Origin of the sequence: Microbacterium deminutum (genome assembly GCF_039530205.1) — a bacterium.
Taxonomy (GTDB): domain Bacteria; phylum Actinomycetota; class Actinomycetes; order Actinomycetales; family Microbacteriaceae; genus Microbacterium; species Microbacterium deminutum.
The window spans coordinates 112,378-128,151 of the sequence record NZ_BAAAOG010000002.1; the positions used below are offsets into that span (position 1 = coordinate 112,378).

At 68.3% G+C, this 15,774-nt stretch carries 12 protein-coding genes; 5 read left to right on the top strand and 7 right to left on the bottom strand.

What is annotated here, in order from left to right; translation table 11 throughout:
- Window positions 1-240 precede the first annotated feature (240 nt).
- Complete coding sequence (locus ABD212_RS06860; RefSeq protein ID WP_344092699.1) at window positions 241-1,041, top strand: hypothetical protein; 801 nt, start codon at window positions 241-243, stop codon at window positions 1,039-1,041.
- Window positions 1,042-1,129: 88 nt separating this feature from the next.
- On the opposite strand, the gene ABD212_RS06865 is transcribed toward ABD212_RS06860, so the two are convergent.
- Window positions 1,130-5,272 (bottom strand): DUF7507 domain-containing protein, encoded by a 4,143-nt coding sequence (locus ABD212_RS06865; protein WP_344092701.1) that lies wholly within the window; start codon window positions 5,270-5,272, stop codon window positions 1,130-1,132.
- Window positions 5,273-5,392: 120 nt separating this feature from the next.
- Between ABD212_RS06865 and ABD212_RS06870 the strand changes: the two genes are divergently transcribed.
- Both ABD212_RS06870 and dinB read left to right on the top strand, forming a co-directional pair.
- A complete protein-coding gene (locus tag ABD212_RS06870) occupies window positions 5,393-6,289 on the top strand; it encodes a TetR/AcrR family transcriptional regulator (RefSeq protein WP_344092704.1) in 897 nt (298 codons plus the stop codon).
- 107 nt (window positions 6,290-6,396) lie between these two features.
- Window positions 6,397-7,593 carry a DNA polymerase IV gene (gene dinB, locus ABD212_RS06875; protein WP_344092706.1) on the top strand — a complete coding sequence of 399 codons (1,197 nt, stop codon included), beginning with the start codon at window positions 6,397-6,399 and terminating at the stop codon, window positions 7,591-7,593.
- Between the two features lie 47 nt (window positions 7,594-7,640).
- On the opposite strand, the gene ABD212_RS06880 is transcribed toward dinB, so the two are convergent.
- Window positions 7,641-8,045, bottom strand: coding sequence for an arsenate reductase ArsC (locus ABD212_RS06880; RefSeq protein WP_344094104.1), 405 nt, complete (start codon window positions 8,043-8,045; stop codon window positions 7,641-7,643).
- A gap of 152 nt (window positions 8,046-8,197) precedes the next feature.
- Here ABD212_RS06880 and ABD212_RS06885 point away from each other — a divergent pair, with 152 nt between their 5' ends.
- Window positions 8,198-9,583, top strand: a complete 1,386-nt coding sequence (locus ABD212_RS06885) for a flavin monoamine oxidase family protein (protein WP_344092708.1) — start codon at window positions 8,198-8,200, stop codon at window positions 9,581-9,583.
- On the opposite strand, the gene ABD212_RS06890 is transcribed toward ABD212_RS06885, so the two are convergent.
- The 4 genes from ABD212_RS06890 to ABD212_RS06905 all read right to left on the bottom strand — a co-directional run bounded on the left by ABD212_RS06890 (window position 9,540) and on the right by ABD212_RS06905 (window position 12,137).
- On the bottom strand, window positions 9,540-10,259 hold the full coding sequence (locus ABD212_RS06890) for a Pr6Pr family membrane protein (RefSeq protein ID WP_344092709.1): 720 nt from the start codon (window positions 10,257-10,259) through the stop codon (window positions 9,540-9,542). The two genes, ABD212_RS06885 and ABD212_RS06890, sit on opposite strands and share 44 nt — an antisense overlap.
- A gap of 233 nt (window positions 10,260-10,492) precedes the next feature.
- Entirely contained in the window at window positions 10,493-11,251 is a 759-nt protein-coding gene (locus ABD212_RS06895; protein WP_344092711.1) for a 2OG-Fe(II) oxygenase, read from the bottom strand.
- A complete protein-coding gene (locus ABD212_RS06900; RefSeq protein WP_344092713.1) occupies window positions 11,248-11,703 on the bottom strand; it encodes a 2OG-Fe(II) oxygenase in 456 nt (151 codons plus the stop codon). The genes ABD212_RS06895 and ABD212_RS06900 overlap by 4 nt, the downstream gene beginning before the upstream one ends.
- A 197-nt stretch (window positions 11,704-11,900) precedes the next feature.
- Window positions 11,901-12,137, bottom strand: coding sequence for a hypothetical protein (locus tag ABD212_RS06905; RefSeq protein WP_344092715.1), 237 nt, complete (start codon window positions 12,135-12,137; stop codon window positions 11,901-11,903).
- On the opposite strand from ABD212_RS06905, the gene ABD212_RS06910 reads away from it, so the two are divergent.
- Complete coding sequence (locus ABD212_RS06910; RefSeq protein ID WP_344092717.1) at window positions 12,126-12,758, top strand: hypothetical protein; 633 nt, start codon at window positions 12,126-12,128, stop codon at window positions 12,756-12,758. The genes ABD212_RS06905 and ABD212_RS06910 overlap by 12 nt on opposite strands.
- Here the strand turns inward: ABD212_RS06910 and ABD212_RS06915 are convergent.
- Complete coding sequence (locus ABD212_RS06915; protein WP_344092719.1) at window positions 12,697-15,492, bottom strand: AMMECR1 domain-containing protein; 2,796 nt, start codon at window positions 15,490-15,492, stop codon at window positions 12,697-12,699. The two genes, ABD212_RS06910 and ABD212_RS06915, sit on opposite strands and share 62 nt — an antisense overlap.
- Window positions 15,493-15,774: the final 282 nt, after the last annotated feature.

The following is a 15,774-nucleotide window of genomic DNA, read 5'->3' on the forward strand; positions in this document are numbered from 1 at the left end:
TCCACGGGTGCTCTTCGGCACCTATTGCGGATGGGGTCTGGATTCGCGATGGTGGAGCAACGTGAGCGATACCGGCGATTGCATCTGCGAGATCACGCGCTCTTCATTCGAGTGTGCGCCATAATCGCCCTAATGGCAAACTCGCGCGATCGCCGCGGTCGTCGGATCCGCGCCGAGCGGTGACCCCGAGGACGCCGACCGTCCGCCCATGTCATGCGCAAGCGGACATAATCTGGAGCCGTGGGAGACACGCCGATCGGCGACGTCACGCACGCCGAGCGCCAGGTGCTCGATGCGCTGCGACGGCGCGCCTACGGGCCGGATGCCGACATCTTCGACGATCCCGCCGCGCTCTCCCGTCTGCGCGAACTCGAAGATCGGATCCGGCTCGAGCGACTCCCTGTCGAGCCCGGACGCGCCCTGTTCGTCGGGTCGGCCGCTGCCCCACCTGACTCGCCGGCCGCCGAGCCTGACGGCATCCGTCCCGCGGTGGTCATCGAGAGCGCGCCTGCACCGACGCACACTTCACGTTGGCATCCGAGGCTCCTCGCGGGCACTGCGGCGGCGGCCGTCATGATCGGCGCCGTCACAGTGAACGGAATCCACAGCGAACCCGCAGACGAGGCGGGGATTGTCAAGACCGTGGCAGTTGCAGATCAGCAACGCGACTACCAGCGGTACATCGACGGACTGCGCGATGATGTGCTCTCGCTCCCCGGCAGTGCGGCGTTCGCGGACCGGATCATCCGGGACCAGCTCCGCCCTTACGGAACCCTCTACGGACGCATCGTCGGTTCCGGACCTACGACCGACCACGAGTTCTGCATGATCATCTCCGATCTGCCGACGTCGTCGATCACCTGCATCTCCATCGAGAACGCCTACGCGAACCCCGTGTCGGTCACTCTCCCGTCCTGGTACGCCGACTCGCGCAGCGACGACTTCCTGACCGGCCACGGCCGGCTCGTGTCGTACACCCTCATGCCCGGAGGCAGCGTCGTCGCAGTGCCGACCGACTCGTCGGACTCTGCCCGGACATAGAAGCAGATCGCGCGTCGCGTCCCTGCCTGCGTGATCCCCGACCACTGATCCAACAGGGCGGCGTGACCCCCGATGCCATGGTCGGCGGTCATCCGAGCGAGCGAGCGCTCCGGCGCGCGGCAGCGACAGCCGCCGCGCCGATTGCGATCAGCAGCGTCCCCAGGGCCAGCAGCGGCCACATCACCTGCCCACCCGTCGGTGCGAGGGGCGGCACGACGGTGACGGTCGCGATGTCGAGATCAGTCGGGTCGCACGTCGTCACCGCGAGAGCGGCGACACCCGGGCCCGCTCCACCCACATCGTCGCAGAGGTGCGCCCCGAGCGGACCGGTGGGGGTGCCCTCGACCACAACGGTGTTCTTGGTCGTCTCGTCGAAGGTCGTCGTGCACTGGAACCGCCAGGTCTCGTCAGCGGCATCCTCGAAGATGCTCTTGGGCGTGTCGAGCAGACCGTCGGCGTCCTGGTCCCCGCTGAGGTACTGCACGGGCGAGCAGGTGTCGTCGGTGATGCGGTCGGCGACACCCGCCAACGGCACATCGCCGGTGTTGCGCACGTCGTAGGTGTACGTCACCTCGCCACCGGGGGTGGTCTGAGTCGGAGTTGCGGTCTTCACCACCTCGATCGCGGGGTTGAACGTTTGGACGAACTGGGCGTCGAAGGCGAACACCGGCAGCTGCAGGCCGAATGTGGTTCCGCCGATCCCTTCGACCCCTGCGAGGTTGGTGGTCGGCGCGGTGATCACCGCGTTGCACTCATAGCTCCACACCTCACCTGGATCTCGGTCGAGCAGCCCGTTTCCGTTGTCATCACCACCCACGAAGGTCGGCGTGCTGCAGGTCGGCAGCGACGGAACAGCCACGTCATTGAGCGCGACATCAGCGAGGACATCGTCGGCGACGACCGGGCTGGTGCCGACATTGGTGACCTCGAACGTGTACGTCACCTCGCTGCCGGTGAGCACGAGGTTGTCGCTGACGGTCTTGACGAGGTCGATCGCCGGGTCGATGACCCTCACCTCCGCGCTCGCCTGGGCCTCGTAGCTGTTGCCGAGCGTGTCGACGCCGACAACGGATGCGGTGTTGACGTCGGTGGTGTCGGGCGCGGGCGGCAGTCCGATCACCCTCGTGCAGGTATATGTCCAGGTCTCGGCGCTGGCCGTGTTCGCCCCATCGAGGATCCCGTTTCCCGGCGACAGATGACCCGGCGCCTGATCCCCGTCGATGATGCCGTCCCCGTTCTCGTCGACGGGCACGAGCGCGCACTTGTCGTCGATCGGACCGATCACCTCGAGTCCGACATCACCGGTGTTGGTGATCGCGACCGTGTAGGTGACGAGGCCGTTGGCTTGGACCACGGGCGCGGACGCCGTCTTGGTGATCGCGATGCCCGGTTGGATCGCCAGCACCTGGGCGACGGCGGTGGCGGTCTGAGTCGGTCCGGTCGCGGTCGGATCGGTAGGCAGGAACGGCACTCCCGTCACCGTCACGGTGTTGATCACATTCCCCGACTCGGCCCCGAGCGGCGGGGGCGTGCCCTGCTCGCGCTGGAGTCCGGTCGTCTCGCAGAGATAGTTCCACACCTCGCCGACATCCAGGATGCCGTCCGCGTTGACATCGCCGCTCACGAAGTCGATGGTCGCGCAGCGGTCATCGGTCGGTGCGACCTCCCGCAACGGCACCGTTCCGGTGTTCGACACCTGGTAGGAGTACGCGGCGGGCCGCGGATCGGGGAAGTCCGGTCCGGAGAATGGGGTCGCGTCGGGATCGAGGACGACCGGGACGAGGGCCGTCTTCACGATGGCGATGCCCGGGTCGACGACGTCGACGAAAGCGATGTCGTGCCGGGTCAGCGGCGGGCCCGTCGGTGTGCCGGCGGCGACCGGCTGGGCGACGATCGTGGCGATGTTGAGCGTCGGGGCGGTGATCACCGCGGCACAGCTGAAGTTCCAGGTCTCGCCTGGATTCAACAGATTGTCGGTGTTCGCGTCGCCCGTGTTGAAGGCACCGGCGAGGACCGGCGCCACCGGGGAACAGCTGTCGTCGGCGACCCAGCCGGGGGCGCCCGTGTCGTTGCGCAGGTCGGCGGTGCCGGTGTTCGCGGCCGCATAGCTGTACGCCACAGAGGTGCCCGGGAAGACGAGGGACTGGTCGACCGACTTCGTCAGCGTGAGGTCGGGATCGATGGTGCTTACCTGCGCCGTGTCGACGTCGGTCACCGGCGGATTCGGGTCAGGGAACGCGAGGCCGGTCGTGGGGTCGATCGGCACCCCGCTCACCGTCGCCGTGTTCAGCACGGATGCCGTAGGCGACGCCGTGCAGGTATAGTTCCACGTCTCGCCGACCGCCAGCACGGTGTCGCCGTCGGCAGGAGGCGTCAGCGTCGGGCTCTCGCACGGGGCGGTGTCGTCCGCGAGAGTCACCGGCTGAAGCGGTGTGCTGCCGGTGTTGACGACCTCGTAGGTATAGGTCACCGCAGTTCCCGCTGCCACGGTCACGGCATCCTGCCCGTTGACGAGCTTGGTCAGCTGGATGCGCGGCACGAAGGCGTCCACGTCGTCGGTCGCGGTGGCGGTCACGACCGCTCCCCCGGGGTCGGTGCCTAGTGCCGTGGCGGTGTTCACGACGTTGACCGGACCGATGTTGCCCGCGGAGGCGCGCGCCGCACGGTCGCAGAAGAACGCCCAGGTCTCGGGCGTCTCGAGAAGGTTGTTCCGGTTGAGGTCCCCGACATTGAAGGCATCATTCGGCGCGGCGGCCGGCGCGGCCTGCACCGGTGCGCACCTGTCATCGGCGACCGTCACATGGGCAAGCGGGGTGTTGCCCGGGTTGGTGACCGTGAAGTCGGACCGCACGACGGCCGGCGGGGTCAGGTCGGCGCGGACGCTCGATGGAGTGTTCACCTTCGTGATCGCGATGTCGGGCGCGTAGTCGAACGAGTTGTAGACGGAGCAGGTCCCGATCTCGTTGCCGATCCCTGTCAGGTCGAAGGATGCCGTGGCTCCGGCATCCGTGAGTTCACCCGTCACCACCCGCGTGTCTCCGGCGGCGTTCTTGAATTCGCATCGGAAGTCGTTGGCGTCGCCGGGTCTGCCGGGAGTGTAGTCGGGATGCGGGGTGAGCGCTTCCTCGACGAGTGCATCGGATGTCGCATCCGCGTTGGTGGGCTCCCACTGGAACTGCGCGAAACCGGCCGAACCCGTCGTCACCGTGGCGGAGGGCGGGGTGGCGCCGGCCGGCAGCACCCAGTCGAATCCACCGGAGACCGTGGGGGTGACGGTCATGTCCCAGCCGGGCACGGGCTGGTAGGAGGCATCCGTCGCCGACTGGGCGAATTTCCGGATGGTGAGCGACGGCGAGCAGAGGTCGAGCACGAGCGCTCGGACAGCCTGCGCCAGGTCGTCGAAGTCGGGGATGAGCGCGACATCCGTCGTCTCGACGTCGAAGTCGGCGATCGAGCGCGCGACGTTGGGACCGGAGATCTTGGTGAGGCGATCGACGCTCGCCTGGTTCTGCAGCGCCGAACCGACACCGATGGCGAGCACCCGACCCTTCGCCGCCTTCACCTGGTTGGCGCGCTCCACCGCTCGGTCGAGTGTGATCGTCGCGACTGCGCTGGTCTTGTCGGTGCCGACGCCGACATCCGGAGGTGGTCCTGGGCTGAACGGGTCTCCGGCGCGGTTGAAGTCGTACGCCGTCGGGTCGCCATCCGTGATGTAGACGACGAGGTCCCCCGGTCCACCCGGACCGGCCGCGACCTGGCGCAGCGATTGATCCCAGTTGGTGTACTGGTTGCTGGAATTCGCACTCTGCCAGCTGCCCGGGCTCGAGGCGTTCCCGTTGTTGAATCGCTTGATCTCGACGTCGGACGGGCGCGGCGGGATCGGGTTGTAGTACCGATTGATCGCCTCGCGGAACAGCCCCCCGGGCTGCATGCTGGCGGCATCCACGATCGTCCTCGGCGCGAGCTCCTGTGAAAGGCTCGCGAACTGGGTGACGCGCGCCGTCGATCCGGTGTCCTGGAACGCTTCGAGGAACGCCTCTGCGGCCGTCCGGACCGCCCCCACCGCGTTCGATGACTGCACCGACCCGCTCGCGTCGAGCACGAGCGTCACACCCAACCCGCACTGCGCCGGAATCTGGGGATTGGGGAGGGGATCAACGGCCGCCGCAGGGGCGGCGGTGAGCGCGACAATACCTGCGGAGACCAGGAGGGTGACGACCCCTCCGGCCACTGCGCGTCCAACCCGCCCTCTCCGCCGGTGCACGGCCCCACTATTTCAGTTGAGGCCGAATCGCGCCACGCCGTGACCTGACCGTGACACAATGCGAACGAAATAGCTCATCGGTCTGGGATGCGCAAAGGGGCGAGATGCTGCACGCATCCTGCCCCTTACGTCACCCGCGATCGGTCAGGCGGCGATCTGCTCGTGCTGGCGGTTCGACGCGAAGTTCGTCCCGTTCGCGAGCAGGCCCATGATGAGCGTGAGCATGAGGTACTTGTTCGAGATGACGCCTCGCCAGATCTCACGGATCGACGGGCGCGGGCCGCCCTGCCCTCCTACACGCGGGAGCAGATCGCGCGCACCGCCCTCGCAATCGCCGACGCCGAGGGCTTCGATGCTGTCACCATGAAGCGGATTGCATCGGAACTCGGCTCCTCGACGATGGCCCTCTATTACTACGTGCGCACCAAGGCGGACATCATCGCGCTCATGCACGACGCCATCCTCGAAGACGTACTCATCCCTGCGGACGAGATGCCCACCGACTGGCGGGAAGCGACCGCCGAGATCTCACGGCGCAGCCGCAATGCCCTTGTCGCCCACCCTTGGTCACTGGCATCCCTCAATGACGCACAATTCGGACCGAATGCCATGCGCCACTACGAGCAGTCCCTGGCCGCCCTTCGCGGAACCGACCTCACCACCGCTCGGAAGATCACCCTCACCGCGATCCTCGACGACTACGTCGTCGGCAGCGCCATCCACACCGTCGAGTCGCTTGAACGGGCCCGTGCGGCCGAGCAGAATCCTGTGACCGTGAGGGATGCGATGGTCTTCGGCCAGGGGCTGCTCAGCACCGGTGGTTTCCCCGAACTGGCCGCCCTTCAGGTGAAGGCGAATGCACACATCGACCGGGATCCCGCCGCGGACTTCCCGGCGATGGACGTCGACGATCTCAGGGACCAATTCGAATCCGGTCTGAACGCGCTCCTCGACGGACTCAGCCACAGCATGCGCATCGCCTGACGGCCACCTTCCTGACTCCGATCTGCCGTCCTGAGATGCGAAGGGAAACGGCTCATGTCGCTGGGGCGTGCGACGATCCGCAGGACGGATGTCGGCGGGAGGGTGGGATGCGGGGCGAGGCGACGGTGCTGCACGCCGATCTCGACGCGTTCTACGCCTCCGTCGAGCAGCGGGACGAGCCCGCCCTGCGCGGCCGGCCTGTCATCGTCGGCGGCGGCGTCGTGCTGGCAGCGAGCTACGAGGCGAAGGCGCGTGGCGTGCGCACCGCGATGGGTGGCCGGCAGGCCCGCGATCTCTGCCCGGATGCGGTGGTCGTCCCGCCGCGGATGGACGCCTACTCAGCGGCCAGCCGAGACGTCTTCGCGATCTTCCGCGACACGACCCCGCTCGTGGAGGGGCTGTCCATCGACGAGGCGTTTCTCGAAGTCGGTGGTCTCCGACGCATCGCGGGCACGCCCGAGCAGATAGCGGTGCGATTGCGTGAACGGGTGCGCGCGGAGGTCGGGCTGGCCATCTCGGTCGGCGTCGCGCGGACGAAGTTCCTCGCCAAGGTCGCCAGCGCGGTCAGCAAGCCCGACGGACTGCTCCTCGTCGAACCCGATCAGGAGCAGGCGTTCCTGCTCCCGCTGCCGGTCGAACGGCTGTGGGGGGTCGGCGCCGTGACCGCCGAGAAGCTCCACCGGCTCGGCATCCACACCGTGGGACAGCTGGCCGAACTCGAGGCCGCCACGGCCGAGAGGCTGCTGGGAAAGGCGACCGGCGCGCACCTGCACGCGCTGGCCCGGCTGCGGGATCCGCGTCCTGTCGACACCACGCGCCGTCGCGGGTCGATCGGCTCTCAGCGGGCGCTCGGCAGCCGCCCGCGCTCGGCCGACGAACTCGACCTCATCCTCACCCAGATCGTCGATCGGCTCGCACGCCGACTGCGCGACCACGACCGGGTGTGCCGCACCATCGTGCTGCGCCTGCGCTACGGCGACTTCGCGAGAGCCACCCGATCGCATACCGTCCGCTCCCCCACCGATCGCACGGCCGTGCTGCTCGCCGTCGCGCGAGGGCTGCTCGCCGTCGCACTGCCCGAGATCGCCGAACGCGGCATCACCCTCATCGGCGTCTCGCTCTCACAGCTGGGGCGTGGCGACAGCATCCAGCCGGAGCTGCCGATCGACTGGGACGACGGGGCGCGCCTGGACTCGGTGCTCGACGCGGTGCGCGATCGTTTCGGCGCGGCGTCGGTCGCGCGGGCCGCGCAACTCGGGCGCGATCCGGGCTGGTCGACGCCGCTGCTGCCGGAACACGAGTGACCCCTCGCATGCGCCGGGGAGCGGGTGACGTGGGCAGATGGCGCCGATCACGCAGTTTGCAGCTCGCCGATGAGCGCTCGGATGCGGCGGCCGATTTCATCGCGGATGGGACGTACGCTCTCAATGCTCTGTCCGGCGGGGTCGTCGAGGTCCCAGTCCTCGTAGCGCTTGCCGGGGAAGATCGGACAGGTGTCGCCGCATCCCATCGGGATCACCACATCGGACTCACGGACAGCCTCGGTCGTGAGGATCTTCGCGGTGTCGGCGGTGATGTCGATGCCCTCCTCTGCCACGGCGGCAAGGGCGACCGGGTTGATCTTGTCGGCCGGCTCGCTCCCCGCCGACAGCACACGGACCCTGTCGCCCGCGAGAGCTTGCAGGTAGCCGGCGGCCATCTGGGAGCGCCCGGCGTTGTGGACGCATACGAACAGGACTGTGGGGATCTCGGACATCATTCCGCGCTTCTCGAGGTATCGGGTGGAGAGGGCTGACCGCCGCCCTGCGCATGGCGACGGCCAGGGTTCCCTGCCGGGCTGGAGACGCCCATGGCAAGCCATCCATCGGCAGCGAGTCCGCTGACTCGGTCCGAGTACAGTGGCACTCGATGTCGTTCACTCGCCGCACGTTCCTGATCGGCGCTGGCACAGGGGTATCAGTCCTGGTTCTCGCGGCTTGTACCGGCCCAGAGCCGACGATCCCCACGCTCACACCCACCCCTCAGCCCTCCGATGGCGTGCCGGCGCCGGTGAAGCTGTGGCGCAGCAACTGGGCGGCGGACCCGCTGGCTCAGGGCGCGGTCAGCTTCCTTCCGGTGGGGTCGAATCTGGAGGACCGGACCGCCCTGCGGTCGCCGCTGCACAACCGCGTGTTCTTCGCGGGGGAGGCGACGTCGGACGCCCCGGGAACCGTGAGGGGCGCCATCGAGTCCGGCGCCAGGGCTGCCAGAGAGGTAATCGACGTGGTGGCCGCAAAGGAACGGGTCGGGATAGTGGGGGCCGGAGCCGCCGGTGCCGAAGCGGCCCGGGTTCTCACCGCCCTCGGCATAGATGTCATCGTCTTCGAGGCGCGCGACCGCTCGGGGGGCCGGATCGACAGCCGCGTCGACGAGGACGGCAAGTTCTTCGAGCTGGGCGCCTGGGAGCTCGCGGTGGAGGGCGACTCACTGCTGATCGCCGACGTCGACACCGTGCCGCTGGATGGGACCATCGCGGTCTCCGTCTCGAGCGGGTTGGCGACGGGCGATGTGGCCGATCTCGTCGCCGTCCAGAAGGACGTGAGCGCCCGGCTGGCGGCGTGGGCGAATGAGCAGTCGACATCGGACACCGGCATCGCGAGCAGTCTGAAGGACTCCGGCGCGTCCGCAGCCGCAGGTGTCGTCGGCGACATCCCCGCGGACGACATGCCGCCGCTGTATGCCGAGGCCGCCCGACTCGCAGCGGGTTCGGAGCCCGAGGACATCTCCACGTGGTTCCCGCCGACGGCGATCGGCGCGGCATCCGTCATCCCGACCGGCAAGCTCTCCTCGATTGTCTCCACGAAGCTCGACGGGGTGACGCTCGCGCTGTCGACGGCGGTGGTCGCAGTGGCGTACGACGACAACGCGGTCAGTCTCCGGCTGGGCACCGGCGAGTCGCGCCGCGTGGATCGGGCGATCATCACCGTGCCCTTGGGCGTGTTGAAGGCCGGCGCCGTCGAGTTCGACCCTCCGCTGCCGCTGCCGACGCGGAGCGCGATCGATTCTGTCGGGTTCGGCCAGGTCGAAGTGGTGCGGGTTGCATTCGACACGGCGTTCTGGACGACGGATGCCGCAATGTGGAGTCTCGTCGGGACCGACGCCGAGATCACCACCTGGGTGAACCTGCAGCCGCTCACCGGCGAGACGACACTGTTGGGGATCGCTGCCGGCGATGCCGCGGCATCCCTCTCAGATGTCGACGATGCGGCGCTCACCCAGATGGTCCGCCGGATGCTCGCACCGTTCGCAGGCTAGCGGCAAGACCCCACCCACGGGACGGCAGGGCGATGAACACCACACCCACGACCGCGAAGCCGGCCAGCATCAGCCCTGACAAGGTCGCGAACTGAAGAGGACTGCTGATCTGGGTCGGGTCGAGGAAGTAGTACGGATACCAGCCCACGAGCGTCCCGCGGATCAGCGTGATGATGCCCCACACCACCGGGTAGCCGACGATCGGGACGAGAACTCGGAACGAAACACGGTGACGCCGGGGCGAGAGGACCCAATCGAGGACGGCGAACCCCGGCAGAACGAAATGCAGAGCTATGTCTGACCAGGCCACATCTATCCTGAGCCCCCGAGCACCGCTTTGCTGCACGATCAGCGCAAAGAGGATGCCTGCGGTCACCACCCAAGTCAGAACCGCAACCCGGGCGACATCGAGCCTCGGATGGTCCAGACCGGATCGAAGCGCGACCACGCCGGCCACCGTGGCAACCACGACGAACGCGGCATTGCTCTGGATCGTCAAATAGGCGACGAAGTCCGCGAGGCTGACCCAGGCCATCCCCCGGTAGTACCGGGCCACCATGGCGACCAGGACTGCCGCGGCGCACAGCAGTCGGCCAATGCCGAAGACCAGCCGCGCAACGCGCTCTGGCGTCACAGCCTCCAGCCAGTCACCGATCGTCCGCTCCGCAGACCCCACCCCGTGCAGGTAGGGCCGGAGTTCCGTTCAGGGGGACGGCATCGACCTCGGCGATCGGACGCGGGTCCTCGCCCAGCATCTGCACGCGAACCGCACCACATTTCTCTGCCACCCCTCCTCTCACCGGTTGCGAACCCCGTCAAACCCCACGGAGCATCGGTCGCCAGTCAGGCGGACTGCGCCGGTATCACTCCAAGGCTAGAGTGGCGGCGGCGGCTTCGGGGCTCGCGTGCTCACGGTCTGGCACCGGCCAGTTCCTCATCGCGATGGAAGAAGCCTGCGAGCGAAACGCGGGCGTGGCTGCCGGCGTTCTGATCGACGCGCGTGATGAGGTGCGGAGCGCGGGGGCTGATGAATACGATCCGGTTCGGTGCCGGCAGGATCGCGGTCGCGATGCTGGACTCCCGCACCAGCGGCGCTTCGAGCGCATCCGACAGCCATGGGGGGGACACGCTGGGCTGAGCCGGAAGGCTCGGACGAGCGCCGCCGTGCGGTGCGAAGACGAGCAGCCAGCCGCCCCAGTGCAGGTTCCACTGCGAATTGACATAGTAGGTGTAGGAGCCCGTGAAACTTCGACCCGGTCCGCTGCGACCGGTGTCCTGGTGCAGGGACAACCCGGATCCCGCCGGGTAGACCCACGGTGCGATCGTCACTTCCTGCCAGTCTCGGACGGGTCGGCCGACCATCTGCTCGACCCGGTCCATCGATGCCAGCAGCGCATCGACGAAGTGGTCCAGAGGCGTCCCGGTCGGGTACCCACGGGCGTCGTTGGCGGCGTTCCCGCTCGTGCGGTAGTGGAACGACTCACCCCGCAGCGGCAGCCCGTCGTGAAGCCGCCACACCTTCTGGACCTTGGCGGAGTGGACCATCGTGTAGTCGGCCGCGTTGCAGAAGCGGAACACCTCTTCAAAGGCTGCTTGGGGGAGGAAGTCGTCGACCACGATGCACGACTCGGTGGCCGTGCTGACCACTGGCGTGTGGTGCTCGATCATGCGACGTCCGGTCGCGACGCGTGCACGAGCAACGAGAGGCGTTCGGCGGTCACTCCGCTCGCGACGGGGGTCACTGCGTGCCAGGAACGATCTGACCGCACCATGACGACCGACGTCGGCAGCGTGGGCAGCACCTCCTCGATGACGTCCTCCAGGTCGTCGGACCGCAAGATCCGGAGCATTCCGCCCCACTCACGTCGCCATTCGCGGTTGAGGTAGACCACGTGCGTTGTGTCCCGCTGTTCGCGGTCGGTGTGGGGTATCAGCGAGCATCCGGGTGGGTAACGGCACAGGCTCGCATCGAGGCGTAGGCCGTCGAGGTCGCGGTCGACCACGCTGCCGAGGCGCGCGCGGTACGCCGGTGACACGATGAGCTGTCCGAGGTCCTGCCAGGCCTCGGACAGCTCGCCGGCGGACGTGACGACCTGGCTGTCGACGACCAGTGACCGCACGTGGAACAGCTTCGAACTGGTTCCTGCCGGCCGAAAGCCCTGGCTTGGGAAGGAACTCGCCAGCGCGTCCGTCCGCTCCCGGGTGAAGAAGTCCTCCAGGACTGCCCACGTGAACGGATCGCGCCGCACTCGTCGAGTCGCCGGCGCGGTCGGCGATGCGGCGACCGCGCCGTCTCCATGATCGCGTAGCGAAGCGGTCAAAGCGGGCCTTCCTGGCCCTGCGCCTGCATCTTCGCCAGGGCCTGTTGCAGTGCGGCGTGGCCTTCGCGGTCCAAGCTCTTCGAGAGCTCCTGGACGACCGACACGACGACCTGTGTGCGGTTCCGGGTGTCGAGGTTCGATAGCGACGAGGCGAGGACGCCGGCAATCTGCTGGAACGCCCCGGTCAGGATGCCTATCTCGCCCAAGTCGCCGGTTTCGGAGTGATCCGGCACCTCGGAGTGATCCGGCACCTCCGAGTGATCCGGGACCTCCGAGTGATCCGGGACCTCGGAATGATCCGGCACCTCGGAATGATCCGGCACCTCGGAATGATCCGGCACCTCCGAGTGATCCGGCACCTCCGAGTGATCCGGCACCTCGGAATGATCCGGGACCTCGGAATGATCCGGGACCTCGGAATGATCCGGGACCTCGGAATGATCCGGGACCTCGGAATGATCCGGCACCTCGGAATGATCCGGCACCTCGGAATGATCCGGCACCTCGGAATGATCCGGGACCTCGGAATGATCCGGGACCTCCGAGTGATCCGGGACCTCGGAATGATCCGGGACCTCCGAGTGATCCGGGACCTCCGAGTGATCCGGGACCTCCGAGTGATCCGGGACCTCGGAATGATCCGGCACTTCTGCGGTGTCGCTGAACTCGCTGAACTCGCTCAGCTCACTGAGCTCGGGCGCTTCGGCTTCGCGCCCGGACCGCGCGGCGGCCGCCGGGGGCGCCTGGTCGCCGAAGGTCGGGCGGACCTTGGGGTTGTTCTCGTTGGTCGTGTCATCGGACATGGGTATCAACCTCCCAGCGTGAGGCAGCGGCGGCGTACTGCAAGGCCTTGACGATCGCCTGGACCGCGTGACTGACGAAGTCGACGCGAACCTGGGCGGACGTCAGCGTTGCTCGTACCCCGCCGACTGCGGTGATTGGATCCTGCATACAGAACGTGTCGGAGTCTCGGATGATCAGCCGGTCCAGCAACAGGAATCCCCGGCGCCACGCGCGCATGTACGCGCCCGCCGTGGTTTCATCCCCGATCACCACCATGAGACGCGCGGCGTCGGCGACGCCCTCCATCACGAACGCCGTGTGGAAGCTGGGTCCGGTGAGGTTCAGGTCGGTGAGGAAGGCGCCGCTGCGATGATGTTGCCTGAGCAGCGCCCAGTCCACCAGCTCACGCACGAACTCCGGCAGGGCCGGCGACCGCCGGCCGGCCTCCCAGACCTGACGCCAGGCTTGGGGGTGCCAGCCCACCATCCCCCAGGGGTGCAACAGCTCAAACCGCCGCTGGTACCAGGCAAGTTGGGGTCCGAGGTCGGGCAGCTCGCCCGGGTACGACGCGAGCGCCAGCAGCAGGAGACCGGGGAGGAAGTCGTGCTCGGCGCGCATGCGGCGTCGGGCGGACCGGTCGATGCGCCCGTCCGGCTGCAGTGCCGTGAGCAGGCGCTCGCGGACCGGGTTGCCCCGCGGATCGAGCAGCGCGCTGTCGCCGAGCGCCACCAGCCCGAGCAGCAGTTCGGCATCCGCGCCGACGCTGGCACTCAGCCCAGGAAGCTGGATGGCGTCACCGGCTCCCTCGACGACGTGGTCGAGCGCCACGCCAATGCCCTTGGCCGCCGTGGCCACGAAGTCCGGGCGACCGAGGATTCGCCCCGCGTCGGCGAGGGCGGTCATGGCGTGAAGCACCCGCCCCGCGGTGCCGGTCGCTCGGGTGCGGCCGAACACCGGCTCGTAGGAGTAGGCGACCAGGCCGTTGCGCTGGACCTGCCGGCAGAGGTAGTCGGCCAGCAGCGCGAGTGTGCTCCGCAGCGTGGGGAGATCGGGCGTGATCGGGTCGTGGTCGGGGAAGGCAGCCCGCAGGGCTCGGGCGTCTCCTCCGGCGCGCACCCAGGAGGTCGTGCGGTAGCTCGCCCATTGCGGCTGGCCCCCGGTGATCCTGGCCTTGGCGAGCAGCTGGCGGGCCAGCTCCGCCCTGTCCCAGCCATAGTGCACGCCGACCTGCGGCAGGAACAGCGCCGACTGAGACCCGGCCTGCACGCCGACTGTGTCCTCACCCGGCCGCGGCTTGACGAGCGCCCGAGAGAGGTCGCTGGTTGCGTCCAGCAGCTCCCGATCGCGGAGCACCGAGACGCACACGGCGATCGGCTCGCCGCCGGCCGCCTCCCGCTTATGGGCGAAGCGCGGGTCGTTTGCGGCCGTGCGCGCGGCCCTGGTGACGCAGGCGTCCACGGTGTCGGCCGAGCTGATGCAGCAGCCGATCACGCCACGGGCGTAGAGCGTCACTCCGATCCCGTGGACGGGATCAGGGAGCAGGTCGTCGGGAAGCGGCGCGCCCCGCAGTGGACGGCCGTCGAGTTCTGCATGCAGGGCCTCGGCCGCGCGCGCGGTCAGCCGGGCACCGACGTCCAGCGGAAGATGCTCGTCGCCGTCGTCGCTTGAACCATATGGCAGCCATGTGTGTCCGGGTTCGACGACCTTGGACACCGTGTGCACGAACAGCTCGTGGGGTTCGCTGCGCCCGAGCCGGGCGTTCCGGTAGGCCGCGTGCCGGTACTGCTCGATGTCGCTGGTGAACACCTGCGTGTGGGGCAGCGCGCCGCCGACCTTGCCTGGTTGCGCGGTGCTCCTTACGACGAGGCCCAGCCGGTCGTAGTCGAGGTCGCACGGCTCGATCCGTTCCAGCGGGCCGAGAAAGGACACCGCGATCTTGAGCCGGTCAAGGCCGCAGGCGGCCAGAGCCCGCTCGGCACCCCGCACCGTGCGCACCGTGGCCAGGACGACGTCACGGGCAGCGTCGCCGTCGGCCGGATCGAAATGCCAGAACCCGCTCCGGGCGACCCGATGGTCGGTGGCCCGATCCCGGAAACTGACGTACACGCCGCCGCTGCCGTCGTATTCCCGGTCCAGCCGGGACGGTGGCCGTGGCGCCCGACCGCTGCCGAGCATTTCGGTCGCGACCTCGCGAGCCACGTACGCCGGGTGCAGTCCGGACGCGACCGTCCGCTCGCTCCACACCGGTCCGACGCAACGGAATCCGTGGGCGTGGTCGGCCAACGGCATCCCGACGTCGCGCCAGACGTCCATGAGCAACTCGACGCGGTAGCCGTTGGCCCGGGCCCATTCGACGCCGCCCCGCCAGGGGAAGTGGACGAGCGCGACCACACCCTCCACGTCGTACCCGGCCTCCTCGAGGGCCTGGATGCCGGACTTGATCGATCGGCCGGAGCTGATGGAGTCGTCGATCAAGACCACCGGTCGGCCCGGGTCGACGGCGCCTTCGATCCTGCGGCGGGTGCCATACGCCTTGGGGCTCTCGCGAATGCAGGCGCCGACGAATTCACCGCCGGACTGCAGAATGCACGCACTCATGATGGGCAATGCGGTATATCCCACGCTCACCAGCTGACGAGCGGCGAAGGTCCGGAGCACCGGCAGGAGCGAGTCGGCGACGAGCCGTCCCCCGGCTGCCGACAGGGTGACCGGGTAGGTGTAAAGCATCCAGTCAGCGCGCGTGCCGTCGCGGTCGAGAATAGGACGCTCGGGTGTGGATCTGAGCACGCCCTGGTCGCGGATCATGGCGATCAACTCGGCCCTGGGGTCGGCGTTTGTCGCCTCTGACGACAACGCTTCCGCACCCATAGTCATGATGACTCCAGGATTGACGGCCGAACCCCCGTGCGCCAAGGTAGCACCGAACAGCGCCCTGCACTATGCCCGCAACAAGAGCGACGTGATCGATGTCCTGACCGTCAGGTGGGCGATTCTCGAGCGGTTTCCGTCCGCACAGCGACGCATTCGATGCGGTGCCCGCGGACGTCTATCTCGCCGGCCCGAGCTGCGCCACACATGACCGGAATC